The 25,073-nt window shown below is 69.3% G+C and carries 20 protein-coding genes; 6 read left to right on the top strand and 14 right to left on the bottom strand.

What is annotated here, in order from left to right:
* Window positions 1-48 precede the first annotated feature (48 nt).
* Together ACWGJP_RS13265 and ACWGJP_RS13270 are read left to right on the top strand one after the other, a co-directional pair.
* Complete coding sequence (locus ACWGJP_RS13265) at window positions 49-2,145, top strand: S9 family peptidase (protein WP_452330246.1); 2,097 nt, start codon at window positions 49-51, stop codon at window positions 2,143-2,145.
* Between the two features lie 277 nt (window positions 2,146-2,422).
* Window positions 2,423-3,403 carry a hypothetical protein gene (locus ACWGJP_RS13270; protein ID WP_452330247.1) on the top strand — a complete coding sequence of 327 codons (981 nt, stop codon included), beginning with the start codon at window positions 2,423-2,425 and terminating at the stop codon, window positions 3,401-3,403.
* Window positions 3,404-3,567: 164 nt separating this feature from the next.
* Here ACWGJP_RS13270 and ACWGJP_RS13275 read toward each other — a convergent pair whose 3' ends face one another.
* From ACWGJP_RS13275 to truB, 6 genes are all read right to left on the bottom strand, one after another.
* Window positions 3,568-4,596 carry a 6-phosphofructokinase gene (locus tag ACWGJP_RS13275; protein WP_452330248.1) on the bottom strand — a complete coding sequence of 343 codons (1,029 nt, stop codon included), beginning with the start codon at window positions 4,594-4,596 and terminating at the stop codon, window positions 3,568-3,570.
* 201 nt (window positions 4,597-4,797) lie between these two features.
* A complete protein-coding gene (locus tag ACWGJP_RS13280; protein ID WP_452330249.1) occupies window positions 4,798-6,948 on the bottom strand; it encodes a DEAD/DEAH box helicase in 2,151 nt (716 codons plus the stop codon).
* A 189-nt stretch (window positions 6,949-7,137) separates the two neighbouring features.
* On the bottom strand, window positions 7,138-8,097 hold the full coding sequence (locus ACWGJP_RS13285) for a bifunctional riboflavin kinase/FAD synthetase (protein ID WP_452330250.1): 960 nt from the start codon (window positions 8,095-8,097) through the stop codon (window positions 7,138-7,140).
* On the bottom strand, window positions 8,094-8,513 hold the full coding sequence (locus tag ACWGJP_RS13290) for a hypothetical protein (protein WP_452330251.1): 420 nt from the start codon (window positions 8,511-8,513) through the stop codon (window positions 8,094-8,096). The genes ACWGJP_RS13285 and ACWGJP_RS13290 overlap by 4 nt, the downstream gene beginning before the upstream one ends.
* Window positions 8,514-8,582: 69 nt before the next feature.
* Window positions 8,583-8,951: a hypothetical protein gene (locus ACWGJP_RS13295; protein ID WP_452330252.1), complete on the bottom strand. Its 369-nt coding sequence runs from the start codon at window positions 8,949-8,951 to the stop codon at window positions 8,583-8,585.
* Window positions 8,948-9,832 carry a tRNA pseudouridine(55) synthase TruB gene (gene truB / locus ACWGJP_RS13300; protein ID WP_452330253.1) on the bottom strand — a complete coding sequence of 295 codons (885 nt, stop codon included), beginning with the start codon at window positions 9,830-9,832 and terminating at the stop codon, window positions 8,948-8,950. The genes ACWGJP_RS13295 and truB overlap by 4 nt, the downstream gene beginning before the upstream one ends.
* A gap of 60 nt (window positions 9,833-9,892) precedes the next feature.
* Between truB and ACWGJP_RS13305 the strand changes: the two genes are divergently transcribed.
* On the top strand, window positions 9,893-10,786 hold the full coding sequence (locus ACWGJP_RS13305; protein ID WP_452330254.1) for an A/G-specific adenine glycosylase: 894 nt from the start codon (window positions 9,893-9,895) through the stop codon (window positions 10,784-10,786).
* A 3-nt stretch (window positions 10,787-10,789) separates the two neighbouring features.
* Here ACWGJP_RS13305 and ACWGJP_RS13310 read toward each other — a convergent pair whose 3' ends face one another.
* From ACWGJP_RS13310 to nusA, 5 genes are all read right to left on the bottom strand, one after another.
* A complete protein-coding gene (locus ACWGJP_RS13310) occupies window positions 10,790-12,931 on the bottom strand; it encodes a LuxR C-terminal-related transcriptional regulator (protein ID WP_452330255.1) in 2,142 nt (713 codons plus the stop codon).
* 126 nt (window positions 12,932-13,057) lie between these two features.
* The gene (rbfA, locus tag ACWGJP_RS13315) at window positions 13,058-13,489 is read right to left on the bottom strand and encodes a 30S ribosome-binding factor RbfA (protein ID WP_452330256.1); all 432 of its coding nucleotides are present in this window, start codon (window positions 13,487-13,489) and stop codon (window positions 13,058-13,060) included.
* Between the two features lie 62 nt (window positions 13,490-13,551).
* Window positions 13,552-16,272 (bottom strand): translation initiation factor IF-2, encoded by a 2,721-nt coding sequence (gene infB, locus ACWGJP_RS13320; protein ID WP_452330257.1) that lies wholly within the window; start codon window positions 16,270-16,272, stop codon window positions 13,552-13,554.
* Between the two features lie 94 nt (window positions 16,273-16,366).
* Window positions 16,367-16,621 carry a YlxR family protein gene (locus ACWGJP_RS13325; protein WP_452330258.1) on the bottom strand — a complete coding sequence of 85 codons (255 nt, stop codon included), beginning with the start codon at window positions 16,619-16,621 and terminating at the stop codon, window positions 16,367-16,369.
* A gap of 54 nt (window positions 16,622-16,675) precedes the next feature.
* Window positions 16,676-17,662, bottom strand: coding sequence for a transcription termination factor NusA (gene nusA, locus ACWGJP_RS13330; protein ID WP_452330259.1), 987 nt, complete (start codon window positions 17,660-17,662; stop codon window positions 16,676-16,678).
* A 131-nt stretch (window positions 17,663-17,793) separates the two neighbouring features.
* On the opposite strand from nusA, the gene ACWGJP_RS13335 reads away from it, so the two are divergent.
* Window positions 17,794-19,155, top strand: a complete 1,362-nt coding sequence (locus ACWGJP_RS13335; protein ID WP_452330260.1) for a flavin monoamine oxidase family protein — start codon at window positions 17,794-17,796, stop codon at window positions 19,153-19,155.
* Here the strand turns inward: ACWGJP_RS13335 and ACWGJP_RS13340 are convergent, their stop codons facing one another.
* From ACWGJP_RS13340 to ACWGJP_RS13350, 3 genes are read right to left on the bottom strand one after another with little or no spacing between them, the layout of a single operon-like run.
* The gene (locus tag ACWGJP_RS13340; protein WP_452330261.1) at window positions 19,156-20,187 is read right to left on the bottom strand and encodes an LOG family protein; all 1,032 of its coding nucleotides are present in this window, start codon (window positions 20,185-20,187) and stop codon (window positions 19,156-19,158) included.
* 5 nt (window positions 20,188-20,192) lie between these two features.
* The gene (locus ACWGJP_RS13345) at window positions 20,193-21,947 is read right to left on the bottom strand and encodes a proline--tRNA ligase (RefSeq protein WP_452330262.1); all 1,755 of its coding nucleotides are present in this window, start codon (window positions 21,945-21,947) and stop codon (window positions 20,193-20,195) included.
* A 39-nt stretch (window positions 21,948-21,986) separates the two neighbouring features.
* On the bottom strand, window positions 21,987-22,757 hold the full coding sequence (locus ACWGJP_RS13350) for an isocitrate lyase/PEP mutase family protein (RefSeq protein ID WP_452330263.1): 771 nt from the start codon (window positions 22,755-22,757) through the stop codon (window positions 21,987-21,989).
* A gap of 51 nt (window positions 22,758-22,808) precedes the next feature.
* On the opposite strand from ACWGJP_RS13350, the gene ACWGJP_RS13355 reads away from it, so the two are divergent.
* Both ACWGJP_RS13355 and ACWGJP_RS13360 read left to right on the top strand, forming a co-directional pair.
* The gene (locus ACWGJP_RS13355) at window positions 22,809-24,224 is read left to right on the top strand and encodes an RNB domain-containing ribonuclease (protein ID WP_452330264.1); all 1,416 of its coding nucleotides are present in this window, start codon (window positions 22,809-22,811) and stop codon (window positions 24,222-24,224) included.
* The gene (locus ACWGJP_RS13360; protein WP_452330265.1) at window positions 24,221-25,069 is read left to right on the top strand and encodes a phosphotransferase; all 849 of its coding nucleotides are present in this window, start codon (window positions 24,221-24,223) and stop codon (window positions 25,067-25,069) included. The genes ACWGJP_RS13355 and ACWGJP_RS13360 overlap by 4 nt, the downstream gene beginning before the upstream one ends.
* The last annotated feature ends 4 nt before the right edge of the window (window positions 25,070-25,073 follow it).

The raw sequence follows: 25,073 nt of genomic DNA on the forward strand, positions 1-25,073 counted from the left end.
CCCACCCTCCTGGGCGCTGGTCAACTCGGCCCGGGATAGCGTAGGAGGGTGACTGCAGCTCCTCGCGCCGCTCGGCGCACCCACCTCCGCACCCATCACGGCGACGTCTTCGAGGACCCCTACGAGTGGCTGAGGGACAAGGACTCCGCCGAGGTCATCGCACACCTCGAGGCGGAGAACGCCTACACCGATGAGGCGACGGCCCGGCTCGCCCCGCTGCGCGAGCGGATCTTCGAGGAGATCCGCGGACGCGTCCAGGAGACGGATCTCTCCGTCCCGACCAGGCGAGGCGGTTGGTGGTACTACAGCCGCACGGAGGAGGGCGCGCAGTACGGCATCCACTGCCGTGCCGCGGCGCGTGAGGACGACTGGACACCGCCCGTGCTCGAGTCGGGGGCACCCGTCCCTGGCGAGGAGATACTGCTCGACGGCAACGCGGAAGCGGAGGGACACGAGTTCTTCTCGCTCGGCGCCTTCGCGACGACGGACGACGCAACGCGGCTGCTGTGGTCGACGGATTTCGAGGGCGACGAGCGCTACACGGTCCACGTCAGGGACCTCGTCACCGGCGAGAAGCTCACCGACGAGATCCCCAACACCGGCGGCGCGTTCTTCACGCCGGACGGCACTGGGATCGTCTACACCACGATGGACGATGCCTGGCGGCCGGACACGCTCTGGCTGCACCGGCTCGGCACGCCCGTCACCGAAGACGTCGTGCTCTTCCACGAGCCGGATGAGAAGTTCTGGCTGGGCGCCGGTATCACCAGGAGCCGCCGGTATCTCGTGATCGGCCTGGGCTCGAGCATCACGAGCGAAGAGCACCTGATCGATCTCCACGGCGACATCACCGCGGCGCCGGCCCTCGTCTGGCCTCGCACCGAGGGCGTGGAGTACTCGCTGGAGCACGCCGTCGTCGAGGGCGAGGACCGTCTGTTCATCCTGCACAATCGCGACGCGCTGGACTTCGAGCTCGTCTCCGTACCGGCATCCGATCCGCAGGGCGAACAGCGCGTGGTGGTTCCGCACCTGCCTGGGCGGCGCCTGCTCGGCATGGATGCCTTCCGCGACTTCGCGACGCTGGAATACCGCCGCGAGGGGCTGGAGCGGATCGGTCTGCTCGACTACGGCACGAGCGCCGTCGATGAGCTGGCCTTCGACGAGCCGCTCTACTCGGCGGGCGTCAGCGGCAACCCCGAGTGGCACTCGCCCTTCCTCCGCCTCGGCTACGGCTCGTTCGTCACCCCCGGCACCGTCTACGACCTGGATCTCGGAACGCGCGAGCTCCTGCTGCGCAAGCAGCAGCCCGTCCTCGGCGCCTACGACCCTGCGGAATACGGCCAGGAGCGGGCGTGGGCCGAGGCGTCCGACGGTACGAGGGTGCCGATCTCGCTCGTCTGGAAGCGCTCGTTCGGCGCGCCGGGCGATGCGGAGCGCCCCGTGCACCTGTACGGCTACGGCTCGTACGAGCACTCCATCGACCCCGGTTTCTCCGTGGCGCGCCTGAGCGAGCTCGACCGCGGCGTCGTCTTCGCGGTCGCGCATGTGCGCGGCGGGGGCGAGATGGGCAGGCAGTGGTACGAGGACGGCAAGCTCCTGCACAAGCGCAACAGCTTCACCGACTTCGTCGCCGTCGCCGCACACCTGGTCCAGACCGGGGTGACCTCCCCCTCGCTGCTGGTCGCCGAGGGCGGCAGTGCGGGCGGGCTGCTGATGGGTGCCGTGGCGAACCTGGCGCCAGAGCTCTTCGCCGGCGTCCTCGCGTCCGTCCCCTTCGTGGATGCGCTGACGACGATCCTCGACCCCTCGCTGCCGCTCACGGTCATCGAATGGGACGAGTGGGGCGATCCGCTGCACGACGCCGATGTGTACGCGTACATGAAGACGTACTCCCCCTATGAGAACGTCCGCGACGGTGTCGCCTACCCACGGATCCTGGCGATGACCTCGCTCAACGACACCCGCGTCTACTACGTGGAGCCGGCGAAGTGGGTGGCACGCCTGCGCGACGCCGGTGCGTCCGACGTGCTCCTGAAGTGCGAGATGGTGGCCGGGCACGGAGGCGTGAGCGGGCGGTACAACTCCTGGCGCGAGCGGGCGTTCGAGCTGGCATGGATGCTGGACGTGCTCGGCCTGGGCGAGTAGTCCGGTTCCGCCGGAGGGCGAGCAGCCCGGTTACGTCGGAGGGCGTCGCGCCCGCTCGGCGCCTTCCCTGAGGTCGATCGCCGGTTCGGTCACGCTTCGTGCGGGTCCGTCGGCATGGATGCCGCGGATGCTGTGACCGGACGCGAAGGTGGTCGCGTCAGCGCACACCTGCCGGCCCACAACCCGCCGAAGGCGTGACCGGCGACTGGTCCTGCACAGGTGAGCATGGGCACGCATCGTCGCGGTCCGCCGTTTTGGAGGGTCCCGATGGAGTGGGATGGATGCCATGTCGCGCCCGCATCCGCTTCCCGCCCACCTGCACGACCGGCCCTTCGGCGTCGGCGAAGCCCTGGAGCAGGGGGTGAGCCGATCCCGGCTGCGCGCCAAAGACCTCCGCATTCCCACGCGGGGCGTGCGCGTCCGTCATGTCGAGGCCGCGGAAGAGCCGGGCGCGCCCGAGTCACCGTCTCAGCGCATGCAGCGCCTCGCGGAGGACCTGATCACCCGAGCGCTCGAGTTCGCTCCCGCGCTCACGCCGGATCAGTTCTACAGCGGCAGCACGGGCCTCGCCATCCTCGGCGCACCCATTCCCTACACGTCAGCGGATCGTCTGCAACTCCATGTCGCCGCCAGGCATCCGGCCGGGAAGCCGCGCAGAGCCGGCACGATCGGGCATCGCCTGGCCGAGCGCGCTCCGCGTCGCTGGCGAGCCAGGGGTCTGCCCATCGAGCATCCGGCACGACTCTGGCGACAAGCGGCCGCGGAGTGGCCGATCGACGACGTGATCGCCGCGGGTGATCATCTGGTCCTTCCGCGACGGAAGCTAATCACGCTCGCCGATCTAGAGGAGGAGATCCTCGCCGTCCCCCTCGGGAATGCGCCGCTGCGCGGGGCCCTCTCCGAGATCCGCGTCGGATCGGAGAGCCCCGGCGAGACCAGACTCAGACTCGTCCTGACGCGTGCCGGCCTCCCGCATCCGACGCTCAACGAAGAGCTGCGCCTCGAAGACGGACGCTTCGTCGCACGATTGGACCTCGCCTGGCGGCGCTACCGGGTGGCCGGTGAGTACGACGGTCGTGGGCATGCCTTCGACGACGCACAGTTCGCCCGCAATGCTGACCGGTGGGAGGAGATCCTCAACGCGGGTTGGCGTACCGTGCGGATTCTCAGCCATCATCTCTATCCGGATCCGCAGGTCGCTGTCGACAAGGTCAGCAGAGCCCTCATCGACGCCGGCTGGCGGCCCGGCCGCGACTGACCCGCCGAGATCCGCCGCCGCACCGGTCGCGGATCGGTCACGCGAAACACCGGTCCCCGCTGGGTGTGCCCGCCGCAGTTGTGACCGGCCCGCTCGGCCTGTCGCACGAACGGCCGATTCGACCCGGCAGACCCGCCCGAATCGTGACCGGCCCGCCCGCTGTCTCAGCCGAAGAGCGCGGCGGCCTCGTCGTAGCGGTAGCGCGGCACCGTGTGCAGCTCGCCCAGCGCATCGGCGAAGGGAACTCGCACGATGTCGGTTCCCTGCATGGCCACCATCTGACCCCACGCACCGTCGACGATCGCATCGGCGGCGTGCAGGCCGAGGCGGGTCGCGAGGACGCGGTCGAACGCCGACGGCGAACCGCCGCGCTGGATGTGACCGAGGATCGTCGCACGGGTCTCGATGCCGGTGATCCGCTCGATCTCGGGCGCGAGCTGGTCGCCGATTCCGCCGAGGCGCGGACGGTTGAAAGCATCCATGCCCTTGTCGCTGTATGCCTCGTCCATGCCCTTGAGCTTGAAGCCCTCGGAGACGACGACGAGCGGGGCGCGCCCGCGGTCGTATGCGCTCGTCACGAGAGCGGCGATCTCGTCGATGGACATGGGCACCTCGGGGATGCAGATGACGTGGGCGCCGGCGGCCATACCGGCGTGCAGGGCGATCCAGCCCACATGGCGTCCCATGACCTCCGCCACCATGCAGCGCTGGTGCGAGTCGCCCGTCGTGCGGAGCCTGTCCATCGCGTCGGTGGCGATGTTCACCGCGGTGTCGAAGCCGAAGGAGTAGTCCGTCGCCTGGAGGTCGTTGTCGATGGTCTTCGGCACGCCGAGCACCTTGATGCCGTCCTTCGCCAGGCGATCGGCCGCCGCGAGGGTTCCCTCGCCGCCGATCGCGACGATGCCATCGATCTTGTGACCGTAGAGCGTCTTGGCGATGTTCTCGGCGCCGCCTCGCTCGCCCTCGTAGGGGTTCGTCCTGCTGGTACCCAGGATGGTTCCGCCTACCTTGGAAAGGCCCTTCACCTCGTGGCGGGTGAGCGGCATGAAGTCGCCCTCCACGACGCCGCGCCAGCCGTCCCTGATGCCGACGAACTCCAGATCGTAGGTCGTCGTGCCCTTGAGGACGATGCCGCGGATGACCGCGTTGAGCCCGGGGCAGTCGCCGCCGGAGGTGAGGATGCCGATCTTCATGCTGCTGCCTTCACGCGTTCGGGAGAGGGGGATGAGGCGACGCTGCCCGCCTCCGACCCTAGCGCCCCACGACGGGAGAAGCCATTCGATGCGTTGAAAACCACGCTTCTTATCTCCGAGAAACAGCAATCTCGGCGATCTTGGCTCAGATCGCGTCGAACAGAGACCCCTGAGCTTGAAGAACCTGCATTCTTTGCAGCCTTACTCGCCGCCCAGCGCCTCGCGAAGCAGGTGCATGAGGGCCGCGAGCTGCACCGACTCGCTCGCCGTCTCGTCGATCGCCTCGCCGTCCAGCGCGCGCGCCGCCAGGCCCTGCTTCTGATCGATGAGCTCGGCGATCTTCGTGTCGATGGTGTGCGCGGCGATGATCCGCCACGCCGTGACAGGCTCGTCCTGACCGATCCGGTGCACGCGATCGATCGCCTGCGTCTGCTCGGCGGCGGTCCAGCTGAGCTCGGCGAGCACGACGTTCGACGCCGCCTGCAGGTTGAGACCGACGCCGGCGGCGGTGAGCGAGCAGACCGCGATCCCGACGCCCTCCTCGCCGTTGAAGTCGTCGATGGCCTGCTGGCGGGCCGGCGTGGTCTGATCGCCGCGGATCGAGACATAGCGGATGCCGGATGCCGCGAAATGCGCCTCCGCCTGATCCATCACATCGATGTGCTTCGCGAAGAAGACCACCTTGCCGACCGAGCGCTGCAGCTGCGCCGCGTAGTCCGCGGCCAGCTGCGCCTTGGCCTGACCGATCCGGCGCACCATCGTGAAGACGTTGTCTCCCCCGGTGCCGGCGGCCTTGGACTCCTCGAGCTCGTTGTGCGCCACCAGGCGGACGATGTCGTCGTCGATCTCACCGGGTGCGAGCCCGCGGTCGCCGCGGGCCTCGATGATCCGGCGGTACTTCGCGGCCAGGCGCTCCCCGAGCTCCCGCTCCGCCTGCCGGATGCCCCGTCCGTACTCGTCGTCCAGCTGGACCGGAAGATCTGCGATGAGCTTGTCCGGGAGATCCGCCGCGACATCCTTCTTCTTGCGCCGGACGATGCCCATCGAGATCACCGCATCGCGCGCCTCGGCGTAGAAAGCCTTGTCCGCAGGAGTGAAGCCGGTCGCGTCGAGCTTCTCCATGAGCTCCGGGCCGGGCTTGTCACCCGTTGTCCATCCGAGGAAGCGCCAGATGGCATCGAAGTCCTCGACGTCGTTGATGAGGGGCGTGCCGGTGAGGGCGAGCATGAGCGGGTCGCCACCGGGAGTCTGCGCCCGCACCCTCGACGCCAGAGCCAGTACGTTCTGGGAGCGCTGGGAGGTGAGGTTCTTGATGAAGTGCGCCTCATCGACCACCATTCCGCGCAGACCGATCGAGCCCAGCCACGACAGATGACGGTCGAGGATCTCGTAATTGACGATGAAGACGTCGGCGAAGGCGTCGATATCGGCTCCGTCGCCCTGGATCACGGTCGCGCGGCGCTGCGGCGTCCAGCGCTCCACCTCACGGGCCCAGTTCATCTTCACGACGTTGGGCACCACGGCGAGCAGCGGGTAGGCCCCGGCCACCGATGCGGCGAGCACCGACTGAGCCGTCTTTCCGAGACCGGGCTCGTCGGCCAGGAGGAAGCTGCGGTGACCGGAGCGCACCGCCTCGATGAAACGAGACTGATGCGCCATGATCTCCAGCCCCTTGGGCGAGACATGGTCGAACTCGGGCGTCGGCGGGAGCTCCATCGTGGCGGATGCTCCCCCGGCTCCGGTCTCGAACGCCTTGTACAGCGGCCCCATCAGCTCCCACCCGTCGAGGCGTCGACGAGGAGTCGACGCAGCGCGGGGGGTGAGATCGGGGGCGAGGAAAGGGTTGGCGAGCTGGCGGGACTCGACCGACGGAGGCGTCACCTGCCGCTCCGCCGCCGCAGCGGGCACCACCGTGGGAACCTGGACGACCGGTGCGGCATCCGCGATGATGAGCTCTTCCGGTGCGAGCTCGGCCCCGGACTCGAGCAACCAGTCCCTGCGCATGCGCCTGGCCACCGGAGAGGTTGCCGAGTCGGCCTCGAGGAGCTGGATCAGCGAGGTGTCCCGCGCAGCGGTCTTCGCCAGGATCGTGGCGACGCCGTCGAGGCGCTTGAGAAGCTCGGCGCGTGCGGAATCCGCGATCTCGGCATCCGCCTTGACCCGTGCGCGCTCTTCTCGCACGAGGAACGCGATGACCTGGAACTTCACCCTGTTCGTCGGCCCGAGCTTCCCGCGCTGCGCCTTCGCCTCCACTTCGCGGACCTTGCGCGCGAGGATCGGGATCAGCGGCGCCTCGTCTTCTCGACGGGACGTCTTCCTGCGCCGTGTACCAGCGGTCGCCGTAGTCGGCATGCTCCTCCTGAGCGTGAATCCCCCAACGCTCCAACGGGCGTCGGGGCCGTTCTCGAAATCCGCGTGTGGCGCCAGCCAGGACCGTGCGGACGTGTATCTGCGGCTCCGGCCGGGTCCCTCGGATACAGGACGCCGGCTGAGCCTGAGGACATTTTACGCCATCGCGGACAGGAGTTCGCTGCAAGGCGCTCAGCGGGTCGTCCCTCCCAGCGCCAGCACCACCCTGGCGTCACGGACATCAGCGGCGATCTGCTCCTTGAGTGTCTCGACGCCCTCGAAGGCGACCATGCCGCGCAACCGGGACGTGAACCGCACGGAGACGTCGTGCCCGTAGAGATCCAGACCGTCGACGTCGAGCAGATGCGCTTCGACCTGTCGGACCGGCACGTCGTCGAAGGTCGGATTCGTGCCGACCGATACCGCCGCAGGGTACGTCGCGCCGGTGTCGTGATCGGTCAGCCACCCCGCGTACACGCCGTCGGCGGGCACCATCGCATCGACGGTCTCCGAGAGGTTCGCCGTCGGGAAGCCGAGCTCCCTCCCGCGCTTGAGCCCGTGGACCACCTCTCCGCGCACGTCGACAGGGCGTCCGAGCACGCCGGCAGCGGTGGTCACATCGCCTTCGGCGAGCAGCTCGCGGATCCAGCTCGACGAGACGCGACGCTCCGACCCGGGCAGGTAGACGTCGTCGACGATCTCGACGCCGAAGCCGAATCGCGGTCCGAGCTCGCGCAGCAGCTCGGGGTTTCCCGCCCCGCCCCTGCCGAACCGGAAATCCTTCCCGACGAGCACGGTGCTCACGTGGAGCGCGTCGACGAGGATCTTCTCCACGAACGCCGTCGCCTCTCGCGCGGCCATCTCCGCGTCGAACGTCAGGACGAGGACGGCGTCGACGTCGAGCTCTCCGAGGAGCTCGAGCTTGCGCTCGGTATCGACGACGTTCTCCGGGCAGCGCTCAGGACGGAGCACGGCGAGCGGGTTGCGGTCGAACGTGACGGCGACGGCGCGCGCGCCGGAGCGCTTCGCCTCTTCGAGCAGGCGGGCGATCACGGCGCGATGTCCGGCGTGCACGCCGTCGAACTTGCCGATCGCGACGACGGAAGGGCCGAAGTCCGCGGGGATCTCGGCGGGGTCGCGGAAGACGATCATGCCGCGTCCTTTCGCGGACGATGGGTGCGCAGCCACCAGATGCCCGCGATAGGGAGCACCAAGGGGATGAACAGGTAGCCCTGCCCGTACAGCGACCACACCGTCTGGTGCTGGAACAGCTCGGGCAGCAGCACGCTGAGGGTACCGACCACGAGGACGCCGGAGAGCTCGAAGACGATCGCGATCCAGGCGACGGCATACCAGCCACGGCGTCCTGAGAGCACGAGCGCAAGCGTGGCGAGCACGTACACGACGGCCGCACCGGCCGACAGGCCATAGCTGAGCGGGGCCTCGTCGAACCGCTGGACGATCTGCACGAAGCTGCGGCCGGTCGCAGCCAGCGCCATGACGGCGTAGACGATCACGAGGACCCGGCCGATTCCGGTCATCCTGGCGCGTGTGACGGTGTTGCTCATAGCGCCTTCCAGTTTAGGACCGTCCCGGAGCGGTCGACGCCGTGCGCGGTCACGCGGCGACGCACAGGATCAGGCGAGCTGGATCGTCCAGATCACGTGCATCCGCCAGACCATGATCGCGATGGCGATCGCCACGACACCGAGGATGACCGTGCTCCACCGACTGCGCTCCAGCAGAGCCCAGATCACGCCGCCGACGGGCAGCAGCGCTGCAGAGACGAGGTACACCCAGTACTCCAGCAGATCGCCGGTCGGAGGGTTCCCCGTCAGCGGCGCGACGATCGCGACGACGATCTGCACCACGAGGAGCAGTTCGATCAGCGCGAGCGAGCCGACCGTGAGGTCGCTCGGTCGGCGACCCGCGAATCCCGCCGTGAGGCACACGAGCGCCGCGGCGACGGCGACGGCGATCTGCACAATCGTGAACCAGAGGATCATGAGGCGCCCTCCGGCATGTTCATGGCGCTCTTGACGTCCTGCCCGCGTCGTTCGACGATGCCGATCAGTGCGCCGTCGGGATCGATCGCTGCGGCGCGAGCGCCGCCGAGACGCTCAGCCGCCCCAGGCAGACGCTTGCCATGGCGCAGGTCCTGCGCCTCTTCCGCGCTGACCTCCAGACGCGGGATGATGGCGCTCGCTGCGACGGCCGGGGCGACGACGGTGGCGCCTTCGAGCGCGTCGATCGACACCGCATCCGCCACGTCGAAGGGCCCGACTCGCGTCCGTCGCAACGCCGTGAGATGTCCGCCGACGCCGAGCGAAGCGCCGAGATCACGCGCGAGCGCCCGGATGTATGTGCCCGAGGAGCAGTCCACGATCACGTCGAGATCGAGGATGCCGTCGCCCCCACGTCGCTCGAGGACCTCGAAGCGCGAGATCGTGACCTCGCGCGCCGCGAGCTCGACGTGCTCCCCCGCGCGCACCCGGTCGTACGCGCGACGGCCGTCGACCTTGATCGCGGACACGGCGCTCGGCACCTGGGAGATCCGCCCGGTGAGCGCGGCGATCCCTGCATCGACCGCGGCTTCGGCGACGGCCGAGGCGTCGACGGCCGACACCTGCTCCCCCTCGGCGTCGTCCGTCGTCGTGCTCTGTCCGAGCCTGATGGTGGCGATGTACGTCTTGTCCGCGCCGACCACGTAGGTGAGAAGCCGCGTGGCCGCCTCGATGCCGATGACGAGGAGCCCGGTGGCCATCGGATCGAGGGTGCCCGCATGGCCGACCTTGCGGGTACCGAAGGCGCGCCGTGTGCGCGCCACGACGTCGTGACTGGTCAGGCCTCCCGGCTTGTCGACGAGCAGGATGCCTGATGAGACCATTCCCCCAGCCTACCGATCCGCTGTGCGTCCCCGACCAGAGACGGCGTCTAGGCTGACGTGGTGCCCGCCGCCGCTTCATCCGCATCGCCGCTGACCGCGGTCTCGGCGTGGTACCTCTCTTCTGCGAGGGATCTCCCCTGGCGCACCGAGGACTTCCACCGCCGATACGCCGCCTGGGGCACGCTGGTCAGCGAGTTCATGCTGCAGCAGACACCGGTGGCGAGGGTCATCCCGCATCTGGAGGCGTGGTTGGAGCGCTGGCCGACTCCGGCCGATCTCGCGGCGGCGTCGCCTGCGGAGGTGGTGACGCAGTGGGCCAATCTCGGTTACCCGCGGCGGGCGCTCTGGCTGCATGCGGCGGCGAGGGAGATCACGCTCCGTCACGGCGGAGTCGTCCCCCGAGACGTGCCCGATCTGCTCGCTCTCCCCGGCATCGGCGATTACACCGCACGAGCCGTCGCGGTCTTCGCCTACGGCGATCGGCACCCCGTCGTCGACACGAACACCCGCCGGGTGATCGCCAGGGCCGTGGAGGGAGCAGCGCAGCCGGGCCCTCCCTCGCGACGGGATCTGGATGCCATGTCGGCTCTCCTGCCCGCATCCGACGCCGACTCCGCCCTGTTCAACGCAGCCATGATGGAACTCGGCGCCGTGGTCTGCACGGCGCGCGTCCCGCTCTGCGACGGCTGCCCGCTCGCCGCGTCGTGCCGCTGGCTCGCCTCCGGACGCCCCGATGGCGAGGACACGCGCCGGAAGCAGGCGAAGTACGAGGGCTCGGACCGGCAGGCGCGCGGGGCGATCCTGCGGGCCCTCCGCGAGGCGGGGGCCGGCGTCCCGCTCGCTCGCATCATCCCCGACTGGCCGGACTCCGCCCAACGGGACCGGGCGGTGGACTCGCTCATCGCCGACGGCCTCGCCGAGGCCATCGACGGCGTCCTCGCACTGCCTTCGTGAGGCTCAGACGAAGCGATTGGTTCGGTGCGCGAGCGCGGTCAACTCGACGCGCTTGCGCACTCCCAGCTTGTCAAAGATCCTCCCGACGTGGACCTCGACCGTCCGCACGGAGACGCCCAGCGTCTCGGCGACATCCTTGTTCGCGGCTCCGCTGACGATCAGCATGGCCACCTGCAGCTCGCGCTCCGTGAGGAGTTCGGCCCAGACCGCGCGACATGCTGCGAGCGGATCGGGCACCGCAGCCGCCGCGGCGTCGTGCTCGTCTGCAAGGCGCTCCAGGCGTGCGTCCGCGGATGCCCGCCAGGCGTCCGCGCCGGCGTCCTCGAAGAGATTCCGCGCCAGCAGCAGATGCCTGCGGCCCGCGGCCGGATCGCCCCGGATCGCGCAGGTGGTGCCGAGCAGCGCCTCCACCCGGCCGCGGAGGAACGGCGACCGCACGCGCCGTGTCTGTTCCGCGATCGCGGCGTATTCGTGGTTCCATGATGCGGCTGCCACCACCCTGATCCGATGGCAGAGCACTCTCGCGAGTGCGGCCTCCTCCCCCTCGGGGACCACGGGGGCCTGAGGCGGCCCGACCTCGACGATCCCGCCCCCGCCGAACACCGGCGCCGCGGCACCGAGGTCGGACCAGAGCCTGGCGTGGGCCTCGGCCTGCTCGACGTCTCCGGCGAGGTAGGCCTCGATGGAGCGGTCCAGGTGCGCGTCGAGGCGGATGCTCTGCGGCAGCCCCGCGGCCAGCGCGGATGACAGGGCGCCCTCTTCGCCCAGGATCGCGATGTCGAGCCGGCGCGCCAGGTGCACGCCGAGCCCGGCGAAGGGCAGCGAAACCGGATACGCCTCCGCAGCGTGCTGGAGCAGGCGCCGTGCTGCCGCGAGGTCGCCCTCCCAGTAGTGCAGCAGGACCTCGGCGATGGCACGATATGCGGCGGCGAGCGGGCTGTGCTCCGAGCCGACGATGAGCGGCTCGTTTCCGGGGTCGGCCGCTCCGAGCAGGCGCAGCCCTTCTGAGACGTCTCCGTGCAGTCCTGCGGAGATGCCCGTGGCAACGGCGTGGATCGCCGTCCCCGGTCTGCCGTCCGATCTCGGTCGCTCAGCGCTCATGACGTCGCACAGGGCCGTCGCCTGATCCAGCAGGACGCCACCGGCACCCGCCCGCCGATCCGCGTCCCTCGTCTCTCGCAACCAGATCCGCATGGCCGCGGTATCGTGACGCTCCGCGGACATGATGGCCGCCATCGCGGCCGTGCGTCCCCACGAACGCCACGCGCGACGCTGCGCACCGAGCGGACGCCGTGCCGACGGGTCCTGCACGGGCACCGAGCCGGTGAGGATCGACCCCGCGACGACGAGCGCCGCGAGACCGTCCTCGCGTGCGGCACCCGGCCCGGCAGCCCACAGACTCCCCAGCCAGTCCGCCGCCTCCTCGATCAGCCCTGCCCCGAGCGCGGTCCTTCCCGCGAGAAGGCGTGCGGCATCGACATCGCCGCCTGCAGCGTGGTGGAACGCTTCGGATGCGACTCGGAAGGCCGCGTAGGCATCGCCGCGCAGCGCTCGTGCTCTGGCGATCGAGAGCAGCGTCGGCACGAGCGAGGGCACCTTCTGCGCCGCGGCCCGCGCCGCGTGCCACGCCGCAGCGTGATGATCTCCGACGTCGTCAAAGGCCGCGCTCAGCCGCTCATGGGCGGCCGCTCGCGCACGTTCACCCGATCGATCGATGATCCAAACGGCCAGCCGCGGATCGCGCAGCCCGAAGCCGGATGGACCGAGCGCGAGGAGATCAGCGAGGGCAGAGGAGCGCAGTTCCTCGGCGCCTCGTCCGATCGCACTCAGCAACGGAGCGCTCTCGTCTCGCGAGGAGAGCGCCACGATGAGGAGCGCTTCGCGGTCGCGCTCGTCGAGCAGGAGGCCTGCGAACGCAGCTTCGACTCCCGCAGTGCACGGCAGAGGGTCCGGCAGCGGGCGCACACCGGATCGCTGCTCCTGTGCGAGCTCCGCCGCCATCTCGACGACCGCGATGCGGTCGTCGCCGAGCGCACGGTGCACGCGCCTCAGGACATGCGGTGCGACCGGATGTCCTGCCGCGACGAGCATGTCGATCGTCGGCGTGATGTCGACGCCGAGATCATCGACGACGGCGTCCCCCATGCCGGGGCGTCCTCCGCGCCGGGTCCCCAGATAACCCACGTTCTGCTCCCCCCGAGCGCTGCGGCGAGCCGCAGTGCCGGTCAGGCTAGCAACCAGGGCGTGGTGGGGCGAGGGTACCTGTACCCGTCAGACCTGCTCGGTCTCCTCGTCGGCGCGATAGGGATCCGCATCACCCGCGTGCGTCGCGGTGGAAGCGAGCTTCGCCACTTCCGCGTCGCGCTCCTGCGCTTCCCGCAGCAGCGCGGTGATGTGATCCGCGTTCTCCGGCAGCGCGTCGGGGATGAACTCCAGGGTCGGCACAAGACGGGTGCTCAGCTGACGCCCGACCTCGCTGCGCAGCATCCCCGTCGCCGACGTGAGCGCAGCGCCGCTGGACACGCGCTCCTCCTCAGACCCGAGCACGGTGTAGAACACCGACGCGTGCTGAAGGTCCCCGGAGACGCGGACGTCCGTGATGGTCACGAATCCGAGTCGCGGATCGCGCAGCCCCTTCTCGAGACGCTCCGCAAGGATGACGCGGATGCGGTCCGCGAGGCGTGCCTGTCGTTCTCCAGCCATTTCCTTCTCCTTGTGACGGATGAGGGGCGCCCGTCCGGACGCCCCTCATCTGCGGATCTCGATCAGCCGCGGGGCTTCTCGACCATCTCTGTCGTCTCGATCTCGTCGCCGATCTGGATGTCGTTGTACTTGCCCAGGCCGATACCCGCCTCGAAGTCCGTGCGGACCTCGGTGACGTCGTCCTTGAAGCGGCGCAGCGACTCGATCGCGAGACCGTCCGCGATGACGACGCCATCGCGGATGACGCGCGCCTTGGCGTTGCGCGTGATCGTTCCCGATCGCACGATGACACCGGCGATGTTGCCGAACTTCGAGGAGCGGAACACCTCGCGGATCTCGGCGACGCCCGACTGGACCTCTTCGAACTCCGGCTTGAGCATGCCCTTGAGGGAGTTCTCGATCTCGTCGATCGCGTTGTAGATCACCGAGTAGAACCGGATGTCCACGCCCTCACGGGACGCCGCCTCGCGGGCCTTCGCGTCCGGACGGACGTTGAAGCCGATGACGATGGCGTTGTCGATCGTGGCCAGGTTGACGTCGGACTCGGTGACCGCACCGACACCGCGGTGGATGATCCGCAGCTGGACGGAGTCGTCGACCTCGATCTTGAGCAGCGACTCCTCCAGCGCCTCGACGGCACCGGACACGTCGCCCTTGATGATGAGGTTGAGCGTCTCGACCTTGCCCTCTTCGAGGGCACGGGTGAAGTCCTCGAGCGAGATGCGCTTGCGGGCCTTCGCCAGCTGGGCGTTGCGCTCGACCGCCTCGCGCTTCTCAGCGATCTGGCGCGCCATGCGGTCCTCCTCGGTGACGATGAACACGTCACCGGCACGGGGCACGGAGTTCAGACCCTGCACCTGCACGGGGCGGGACGGGAACGCCTCCGCGACCGCGTCGCCGTTCTCGTCCGCCATCGCACGGACGCGGCCGTAGGCCGTTCCCGCGACGATCGCATCGCCGACGCGCAGCGTTCCGGACTGGATCAGCACGGTCGCGACCGCACCGCGGCCCTTGTCGAGCTTCGCCTCGATGGCGACGCCTCGAGCGGCCTTGTTCGGGTTGGCGGTGAGGTCGAGACCCGCGTCCGCGGTCAGCAGGACGGCGTCGAGCAGTTCCTGGATGCCGGTGCCCGCACGTGCCGAGACATCGACGAACATGACGTCTCCGCCGTACTCCTCGGCGACCAGGCCGTACTCCGTGAGCTGCTGACGCACCTTGGCGGGGTTCGCCTCCGGCTTGTCCACCTTGTTCACCGCGACCACGATCGGCACGTTCGCCGCCTGGGCGTGGTTGAGCGCCTCGACCGTCTGCGGCATGATGCCGTCGTCGGCGGCGACCACGAGGATCGCGAGGTCGGTCACCTGGGCACCACGGGCACGCATGGCGGTGAACGCCTCGTGACCAGGGGTGTCGATGAAGGTGATCGCGCGGTCGATGCCCTCGTGCTCGGTCCAGACCTGGTACGCACCGATGTGCTGGGTGATGCCACCGGCTTCGCCCTCGATGACGTTGGTCTGACGGATCGCGTCGAGCAGTCGCGTCTTACCGTGGTCGACGTGGCCCATGACGGTGACCACAGGAGGCCGGATCTCGAGGTCGTCCTCGTCCTCATCGAGCAGCTCCTGCTCGAGGTCGAGGCCGAAGCCCTCGAGGAGCTCCTTGTCCTCGTCCTCGGGCGAGACCATCTGGATCTTGTAGCCGAGCTCCTCGCCGAGGATCTCGAACGTGGCCTCATCGAGCGACTCGGTGGCCGTGGCCATCTCGCCCAGGTTGAAGAGGATCGTGACGAGGGTTCCGGGCTGAACGGTGTAGCCCCTCAGCGCCTCGAGCTTGTCGGCGAAGTCGGCGATCGATGCGCCGCGACGCAGACGGATCGTCTCGCCGTTGCCCTTGGAGACGTTGACGCCGCCGACGACCGGCGCCGACCGCATCTCGAACTCTTGCCGCTTCGCCCGCCGCGACTTGCGCTGCTTGCTCTTGCCGCCGCCCTTGCCGAAGGCTCCGGCCGTACCGCCGCCGGGGCCGCGACCACGACCGCCGCCACCGCCTGGGCGACCGGCGAAGCCGCCGGCCGGAGCGCCGCCGGGGCGCTGGAAGCCGCCGCCACCGGCACCGCCTGGGCGACCGGGACCGCCTGGACGCTGCTGGAACGGAGCACCGGGACGGCCTCCCTGTCCACCGCGCGGAGCGCCGGGACGAGGAGATCCGGGGCGCGGAGCACCAGGACGCGGAGCGCCGGGGCGCGGAGCCTGCGGACGCGGGATGTTGCCCGGCGTCGGACGCTGGCCCATGCCCTGGGCGGACGCGAACGGGTTGTTGCCCGGACGCGGACCGGCGGGACGCTGGCCCATGCCCTGGGCGGACGCGAACGGGTTGTTGCCCGGGCGCGGAGCACCGGGCTTCGGGGCGCCGCCGTCCGCCGGCTTCGCGGCCGGCTTCTCGGGAGAAGCAGGGGCTTCCTGTGCGGGCGCAGCCGGAGCGGGCTCGGGTGCGGGCGCCTCCGCCTTGGGGGCGGGACGAGGGCCGGGCTTCGGCCCCGGGGTGGGCGCGGAGCCTGCGGGCTTCGGGGCGCTGGGCTTGACCGGCGCGGCCGCGGGCTTTGCGGCCGGCTTGGCCGATCCATCGGCCTCGATCGCGGCGCGGAGCTTCCGCGCCACCGGGGGCTCGATGGTGGAAGAGGGACTCTTCACGAACTCGCCCAGCTCCTTGAGCTTGGCGAGAGCGAACTTGCTGTCGACGCCGAGTTCAGCGGCGATCTCGTGCACACGTGGTTTGGCAGCCACAATTCTCCTGTCTGGGTCGGTCCACCCAGACAGGGCAGACCACTAGTCGCGGACGGGTCTCATTTCGAGCCGTTCACTTTGTTTCCATAGCCGTTCAGCCTTTGTTTCTCGGGCGGTACTGTTCGATGGTCCGCGTGTCCAGCGCGGCTGAGACACGAAGCGCGCGTGCGAAGGCCCGGCGCCCTAGGGCTTTGTCCAGACACTCCTGCGTCGGGTGCACCCACGCGCCTCTCCCCGGAAGCACGGCCGCCTCGTCGGGGACGAGGACGCCGTCCTGGGCGACCACTCTGAGAAGAACGGACCGGGAGGCACGTGCGCGGCATCCGACGCACGTTCGTACAGGTTCCATCTTACACCTCCGCACCGGGACGCGATCGCCCCGCGCCGACGGACGGCCCGAGGGTCACTCGTCGAGGATGCTGTCGGGCTGGATGTCGATCTTGGCGCCGGTGAGCTTCGCAGCGAGGCGGGCGTTCTGCCCCTCCTTGCCGATCGCGAGCGAGAGCTGGTAGTCGGGCACGAGGGCGCGGACGGCCTTGGTCCCGGCATCCAGCACGAAAGCGCTCGTCACCTTCGCCGGCGAAAGGGCGTTCGCGACGAACGTCGCGAGGTCCGGATCGTGATCGACGATGTCGATCTTCTCGCCGGCCAGCTCCTCGGTGACGGCCCGCACACGACGACCGAGCTCGCCGATGCACGCCCCCTTGGCGTTGATCGAGGGGTCGTTCGCCTTCACGGCGATCTTCGTGCGGTGCCCCGCCTCCCTCGCGAGCGACACGATCTCAACGAGTCCCCCGGCGATTTCAGGAACTTCGAGCGCGAACAGCTTGCGGACGAGACCAGGGTGGGTGCGCGAGACGGTGATCTGCGGCCCCTTGAGGCCCTTCGCGACGCTCGTGACGTACACCCGCAGGCGGGAGCCGTGCGCGTAGTCCTCGCCGGGAACCTGCTCCTCGGGGGGAAGGATCGCCTCGACCGAGCCGAGGTCGACGTGGATCATCCGGGGGTTGGGCCCCTGCTGGATCACACCGGCGACGATGTCGCCTTCTTTGCCCTTGAACTCGCCGAGCACCGCGTCGTCGGCGATGTCGCGCAGCCGCTGACCGATGACCTGCTTGGCGGCGAAGGCCGCGATTCGTCCGAAGTCGTCGGGAGTCGCATCCTCTTCTCCGATGACAGCGCCTTCGTCGTCCGTCACGGGCTGGAGCACGGCGACGTGCCCCGTCCTGCGGTCGAGCTCGACGCGCACGCCCTCCGGAATCGCGCCATCTGCGGAGATGTGCTTGCCGTAGGCGGTGAGAACGGCCTGCTCGATGATCGCGACGAGTTCGTCGAAGGGAATCGCCTTCTCCTTCTCGATCCCGCGCAGCAGCCCCAGTTCGATGTCCATGACGGCCTCCCTATTCAGCTCTCTCGCCGCGCAGGTTCTCACGCGCGGCATCCGTACAACGATACCCTGTGCCTGAAGCGGCGTGCCACGAGGCGAGCTTTCGTGGAAGGCCCCGAGCCCGAGGAGGACGGATGTTCGAGTTCGACACCATCGTGATCGGTGCAGGCATCGCAGGCGTGACGGCCGCAAGGGCGCTGTCGGATGCCGGGCAGCGCGTCGTCGTGCTCGAGGCGCGCGACAGGATCGGCGGTCGCATGCACACCGACCGAACCGCCGGATTCCCGGTCGATCGCGGGGCCTCGTGGATCCACGGCATCCAGGATGCCGCGATCTGGGAACTGGTCCAGGCCCTCGGGATACCGACCCTCGAATACACCGTCGGCACGTTCCAGGCCGGCGGGCGTCCGATGGAGTACTTCGCCGGCGACGGCCGGCGCATGGACGCCGACGCCATCGCGCGGTGGGTCGCCAATGTGGAGCATGCGGATGCTTTGCTCGTGGAGGAGATCGCGGCCTCCGTCCCCGGTGCCACCTATCTCGATGTCACCGAGCGCGCCCTCGACCGCTCGGGGCTGGACCCGGAACGGATCGACGAGATCCGCGAGTTCTTCCGACACCGCGTCGAGGAGCAGTGCGGAGCGTGGATCGGGGATCTCGACGCGCACGGTCTCGATGAGGACGCCATCTCCGGCGACGAGGTGGTGTTCCCCCGTGGCTACGACGAGATCCCGCACCGGATCGGTGCGGGGCTGGACATCCGACGGGAGCACGTCGTCACCGCGATCGCCTATGCGCCCGATGGCGTGACCGTCGTCACGGACCGCGGCTCGTTCCGCGCCGCGCAAACGATCCTCACGGTGCCACTCGGTGTGCTCAAGGCAGGAGACATCGCCTTCTCCCCCGCGCTCCCCTCCTCGGCAGCCGGGCCGATCGAGAGGCTCGGCATGGGCGTGTTCAACAAGATCTTCCTGCAGTTCCCCGAGCGCTTCTGGGACGAGGGCAGCTACGTCCTGCGCGCTCTCGGCGATGCCGGTGAGCACTGGCACTCCTGGTACGACGTCTCCGCGGTGAGCGGGTCCCCTACGCTGCTGACCTTCGCTGCAGGCCCTTTCGGGCGGCGCATCCAGGAGCTCTCCGACGAGGTGATCGTCGACGAGGTCGTTGCTGCGTTGCGCTCGCTGTATGCCGGCGACGTCCCGGAGCCGAGCGCGCACTGGGTGACCAGATGGGGCCACGAGCGCTTCACCCGGGGGTCGTACTCGTACCTCGCAGCGGGTGCACCCCACGACGACGTCGACGGCTTGGCCGATCCGGTCGAGGGCGTGCTGCACATCGCCGGCGAGGCGACCTGGGGCGAGGACCCGGCGACCGTCAGCGGAGCGTTCGACTCGGGATTGCGCGCGGCCGAGCGAGTCCTCGGCGAGCGCGTCGATCTGGACCGCTTCGCCGAAGCGATCCTTGCCACCGAGCGCGCTCGCGGCGCACAGGCCTGATCAGCGGGCTGAGTCGAGCGCGTTGACCGCGTCGATGAGGCGGTACAGGCCTCCGACCTCCCGCTGCCGAAGGCGGAGGGCGAGACGCGGCAGGTCGATGCTGTCGCGATCGGAGACCTCGACCGCGAGCGGATCCGTCCGCTCGATGCGCCCCGAGGCGATCAACGGCGCGAAGCGCTCGTTCAACGCCTCGATCTCGGCATCCGTCGGAGCGTGCGCAAGACGCAGCACGAGCAGATCGCCCACCCAGCGCAGCGAGCGGTAGTTCCGCCAGAAACCGGTGATCTCCGCCACCGCATCCTCCGCGGAATCCGTGACGAGGACCCTGTCGAAGTCATCGGCGGAGATGACGCCAGTAGGGATCAGCTGCTCGTCGACGAATCGCTTCAGACCCGTCCAGAACGTGCCTCCCGGCTCGTCGAGCAGCACGATGGGCGTCGGCTCCGCCTTGCCGGTCTGCTGCAGGGTCAGCAGCTCGAACATCTCGTCCATCGTCCCGAAGCCTCCGGGCAGGCAGATGAATCCGCTGGACTCCTTCACGAGCATGAGCTTGCGCGTGAAGAAGTACTTCATCTCGACCGAGTGCGCGTTCTCCGCGACGACCGCGTTCGGCTTCTCCTCGAAAGGCAGACGGATCGAGACGCCGAGGGCCATCTGATCTCCTGCACCCTCCGCAGCGGCCTGCATGATGCCAGGGCCTGCGCCGGTGACGACCATCCAGCCGCGGTCGGCGAGCTTCGCGGCGACCGCACGGGCCTGCACGTACAGCGGATCTTCGGGACGCGTACGCGCGGAACCGAACACGGTGACCTTGGAGACGTCCGCATAAGGCTGGAACAGACGGAACGCATCGCGCATCTCCGCCAGCGCCGATGACACGATCTTGAGGTTGAGACGCTCGGTGCCGTCCTGTCCGAGGAGGACGCCGGCACCGAGGATGCGGCGGATGAGCGACCGGTTCGCCGTGATCCCCGCATCCTCGACCAATCGATCGATCGCCGCGTCCATCGGCTCCGGCACCGCGTCGCTCATCGCGCTCAGACCGTCAGCCGTGTGATCGCCTCGGCGAGGGCGACGCTGTCGCGCTCGCCCGTACGCCGATCCCAGAGCTCGACCTGCCCGTCGGCCGCGCCGCGGCCGACGACGAGGACGCGCGGGACGCCCACGAGCTCCGCGTCGCCGAACTTCACGCCGGGCGAGACCTTCGGCCGGTCGTCGTAGAGCACGTCCAGACCCGCCGCCTCGAGGTCGGCGGCGGCCTGCGCGGCGACGTCGAAGGCGATCTGATCACGGCCGGCTGCGACCACGTGCACGTCGAACGGCGCGACGGACGCCGGCCAGATGAGACCCTTGTCGTCGTTGTTGAGCTCGGCGATGATCGCGAGGATACGCGTGACCCCGATGCCGTACGAGCCCATCGTCACCGTGACGAGCTTGCCGTTCTCGTCGAGCACCTTGAGCCCGAGGGCTTCTGCGTACTTGCGTCCGAGCTGGAAGACGTGCCCGATCTCCATTCCGCGGGCGAGCTCCACCGGGCCGGATCCATCGGGTGCAGGGTCGCCGGCACGCACGTTCGCGATCTCGACCACGCCGTCGGCGAAGAAGTCGCGCCCCGCGACGACGGAGTGCGCGTGCTTCTGGTCGATGTTCGCTCCGGTGATCCAGCTCGTGCCCTCGCTCACGCGGGGGTCGACGAGGTAGCGGATGCCGGTCGCGGACTCCTCACCGAGGACGGCTCCGGTCGGCGACCACGGGCCGATGTATCCCTTCACGAGCAGGGGATGCTTCTCGAAGTCCTCCGGAGTCGCGGTCTCGACCTCGGCCGGCGCGAAGGCGACCTCGGCGCGCTTCTCGTCGACCTCACGGTCACCGGGAATGCCGACGACGACGAGCTCGCGGGTACCGTCCAGGTGCGTCAGCGCCAGGACGACGTTCTTCAGCGTGTCCGCAGCGGTGTACGCGCCGTCGAGGACTGCGTTGGAGTGCGCGACGAGCGTGTCGATGGTCGGCGTGTTCGGCGAGTCGAACACCGTCGCTTCGACGACACCGGAGAAATCGACCGGCGCAGGGGTGGCCGTCGTGAAGGCCTCCACATTGGCCGCGTAGCCGCCGGCCGAGCGCACGAAGGTGTCCTCGCCGACCGGCGTGGGGTGCAGGAACTCCTCGCTGCGGGATCCTCCCATCGCGCCGGCGTCGGCCTGCACGATGACGTACTCGAGCCCGAGGCGCTGGAAGATGCGCTCGTAGGCGTCGCGCTGCAGCTGGTAGCTCGCCTCGAGTCCCGCATCCGAGGAATCGAACGAGTAGGCGTCCTTCATCGTGAACTCACGCCCACGCAGGAGCCCGGCACGAGGACGCGCCTCGTCGCGGTACTTGTCCTGGATCTGGTAGATCGTGAGCGGGAGGTCCTTGTACGAGGAGTAGAGGTCCTTGACGAGCCCGGTGAAGGCCTCCTCATGCGTGGGGGCGAGCAGGTAGTCGCCGCCCTTGCGGTCCTGCAGACGGAACAGCAGGTCGCCGTACTCGTCCCACCGCCCGGTCGCCTCATAGGCCTCGCGCGGCATGAGGGCAGGGAAGTGCACTTCCTGCGCACCGGCGGCGGCCATCTCCTCGCGGATGACCGTCTCGATCTTCGCCTTCACGCGCAGCCCCAGCGGCAGCCAGGCGAAGATGCCGGCGGCCTGCGGTCGGATGTACCCGGCGCGGATCAGCAGCTTGTGGCTCGCGACTTCGGCGCCTGCCGGGTCTTCGCGGAGCGTACGGAGGAAGAAGTTGGAGAGACGAGTGACCACGGGTCAAGTCTATGGCGCGTGGTCACTCGTCTGCGGCGCTCAGTTCAGCGCGCGGGTCGTCGCGGGGATGACTCCATCGGCGTACAGGCTCGAGGCGAGGTCCTGGAGAGCCGTGAGAGCCACGCGCTGGGTCATGGGACCGTAAGAGATGCGGGCGACGCCGAGCGCTTCGTACTCGGCCGCGGCGAGCGCACCGGGGAGCCCGATGACACTGATCCGGTTCTGTCCGATCCCCTCCACGAGCTGCGCGGTGACGGCCGCATCGAGGATGCCTGGCACGAAGACGGTCGTGGCGCCGGCGTCGAGGTACGCCCGTCCGCGCTCGATCGCGTCGGCGATGCTCGCCTCGAGCGGGCGGTCTCCGGCCCTCACGAAGGCATCGGTGCGCGCGTTGAGTGCGAAGGAGACGCCTTCCGCCTCACCGGCCTTGACGATCGCCTCGACGGCCGCGACGGACTCGGCGAGGGGCTTCAGCCTGTCCTCGATGTTCGCGCCCGCGGCACCGGCGGCGATGGCGAGACGTGTGGTCTCCCCCGCGTCGCCGTAGCCGTCGTCGAGGTCGGCCGACACCGGGAGGTCGACTGCCGCGGTGATGCGCGAGACCATGTCGAGCATCAGCTCACGCGGGATCTCGCCATCCGGGTAGCCGAGCGTCGCGGCGATCGAATGCCCTGCCGTGGCGAGGGCTGTGGTCTCGGGAAGCGCGGCGACGGCCTGGGCGGACACGACGTCCCAGACGTTCACCACCCTGAGGATCTCGGGTGCACGGTGGAGCGCGACGAGGCGCTGGGCCTTCTCTGCAACGGTCATGTCCTCCACGCTATCCCGGCTCGCCGCCCGCGGGGCCGTTAGTCTCGGAGCATGCCCCAGCGCCGGTCTCATGTCGCCCCGTCCGCCGCGCAGAGCGAGCTGGCAGATGCCCTGGCCGCCTTGCGCGCAGAGCTGGATGCTCCTGTCGAGTTCTCCCCGGAGGCGATCGCCGAAGCATCCGCCGTACGACCCGAGGCACCCGAGCTCGACCTTCGCGACGCGGCGTTCGTCACCCTGGATCCTGTCGGCTCGAAGGATCTGGACCAGGCCTTCGAGCTCTCTCGCTCGGGGAACGGCTATCAGGTGCGCTACGCGATCGCCGACGTGCCTTCCTTCGTCGCGGCCGGCGGAGCGCTGGATGCCGCCGCGCGCGAGCGCGGGCAGACGCTCTACGCCGCCGACGGCTCCATCCCGCTTCATCCCCGCGAGCTGAGCGAGAACCGGGCGTCGCTGCTCCCCGGTGTCGATCGCCCCGCTCTCGTTTGGACCTTCTCCCTGGCCGCAGACGGCTCCGTCGACGGCTTCCGGCTGGAACGTGCACTGATCCGCTCCCGCGCGCAGCTGGACTACGCCGGGACGCAACGAGCACTGGATGCGGGCGAGGAGACGCCCGCGCGGCTGCTCAGGGAGATCGGCGAGCTGCGGATCGCCCAGGAGAGCGCCCGCGGCGGCGCGAGCCTCAATCTCCCTGACGAGGAGGTCGTGCGCACCGAGGACGGCTATGCGATCGAGCGCCGCAGCCCGCTCCCCGTCGAGGAGTGGAACGCACAGCTGTCCCTCATGACGGGGATGGCCGCGGCGAACCTCATGATCGAGGCGAAGACCGGCATCCTGCGGACGATGCCGCAACCGGATGACAGATCCTTCGCCGCTTTCCGACGGCAGACGGAAGCACTCGGGCGGCCGTGGACCACCGGCCGTTACGGTGAGTACCTGCGCGGGCTCGACAGAGCGGATCCGCTCACCCTCCCGGTGCTCGAAGCCGCCTCGATGCTCTTCCGCGGCGCGGGATACGTCGTCTTCGACGGTGCGGTTCCCGAGGACCGCGATCAGGCAGCCATCGCCGCCCCGTACGCGCATGCCACAGCACCGCTGCGCCGCCTCGTCGATCGATGGTCGCTCGCGATCTGCCTCGCTGTGTCGCAGGGAACGGAGATTCCAGGGTGGGCACGCACCTCGCTGTCGGAGCTTCCCGGTCTCATGCAGGCCTCGTCCCAGCGCGCTTCCCGGCTGAACTCCGCGACGATCAACTGCGTCGAGGCAGCGCTGATGACGCCGCTCCTCGGCTCCCGCATCGCCGCCACCGTGATCGAGCGGCGCGAGGGAGGCAGGGCGACGATCCAGATCGCCGATCCCGCTGTCACGGCGACCGCATCGCTGCCAGAGGACGTGAAGCCCGGTGACGAGGTCTCGCTGCGCCTGCTCCGCGCCGACATCACAAAGGGCGAGCTGGAGTTCTCTCTGTGACCGTGTGGTCGCGCCTCGACGCCGCGCAGCGTGCATGGGCAGAGGAGCGTCTTCCCGATGCAGCCCTGGTCTCCGACATGTCCTGGAACCTCGTCGAATCGATCGTGCTGCACGTCAGATCGGACGAAGGGGATGCCGTCATCAAGGCCGGCGGTGCGACGAACCACCACATCGCCCGAGAGGCGTCCGCACACCCCGATCACACGCGAGAACTCGCCCGGACAGGACATGCCGCACGACTCAGGGATTCGTCGACGGCGTTGCGCATCCTGCTGCTCGATCATCTGCCGGGCGAGCTCGTGGAGGGCACGGATGCCGAGCGGCATCCGCAGACCCATCGACAGGCCGGAGCGCTGCTACGACGACTGCACGGCGTCGAAACCCGCGAGGATGCGGACTACACGTCCCGCACCACGGCGCGGGCGCTGTCGTGGCTCGACGGACCGCACAGGGTGGATGCTTCGACCGCTGCCGTGGCCAGGCACGTTCTCCTCGCCGCGGACGCCTCACCGGTGACCGTGGTTCCCACGCACGGGGACTGGCAGCCGCGCAACTGGCTCATCGATGACGGCGTCGTGCGCATCATCGACTTCGGCCGTTTCGCCTTCCGCCCCGCGGCGAGCGATCTGACCCGGCTCGCGGCGCAGCAGTGGCGTGGACGGCCGGACCTCGAGCAAGCCTTCTTCGTCGGCTACGGCGAAGACCCGCGCCAGGCACAGGAATGGCGCCTCCATCTGCTCAAGGAGGCGATCGGCACGGCGTGCTGGGCGTTCCGTGTCGGCGACGAGGCGTTCGAGGCCCAGGGACATCGGATGCTGGCCGAGGTGCTCGGCGGGGCCTTCTGAGCGA

The organism is Microbacterium sp. NPDC055903 (assembly GCF_053615555.1).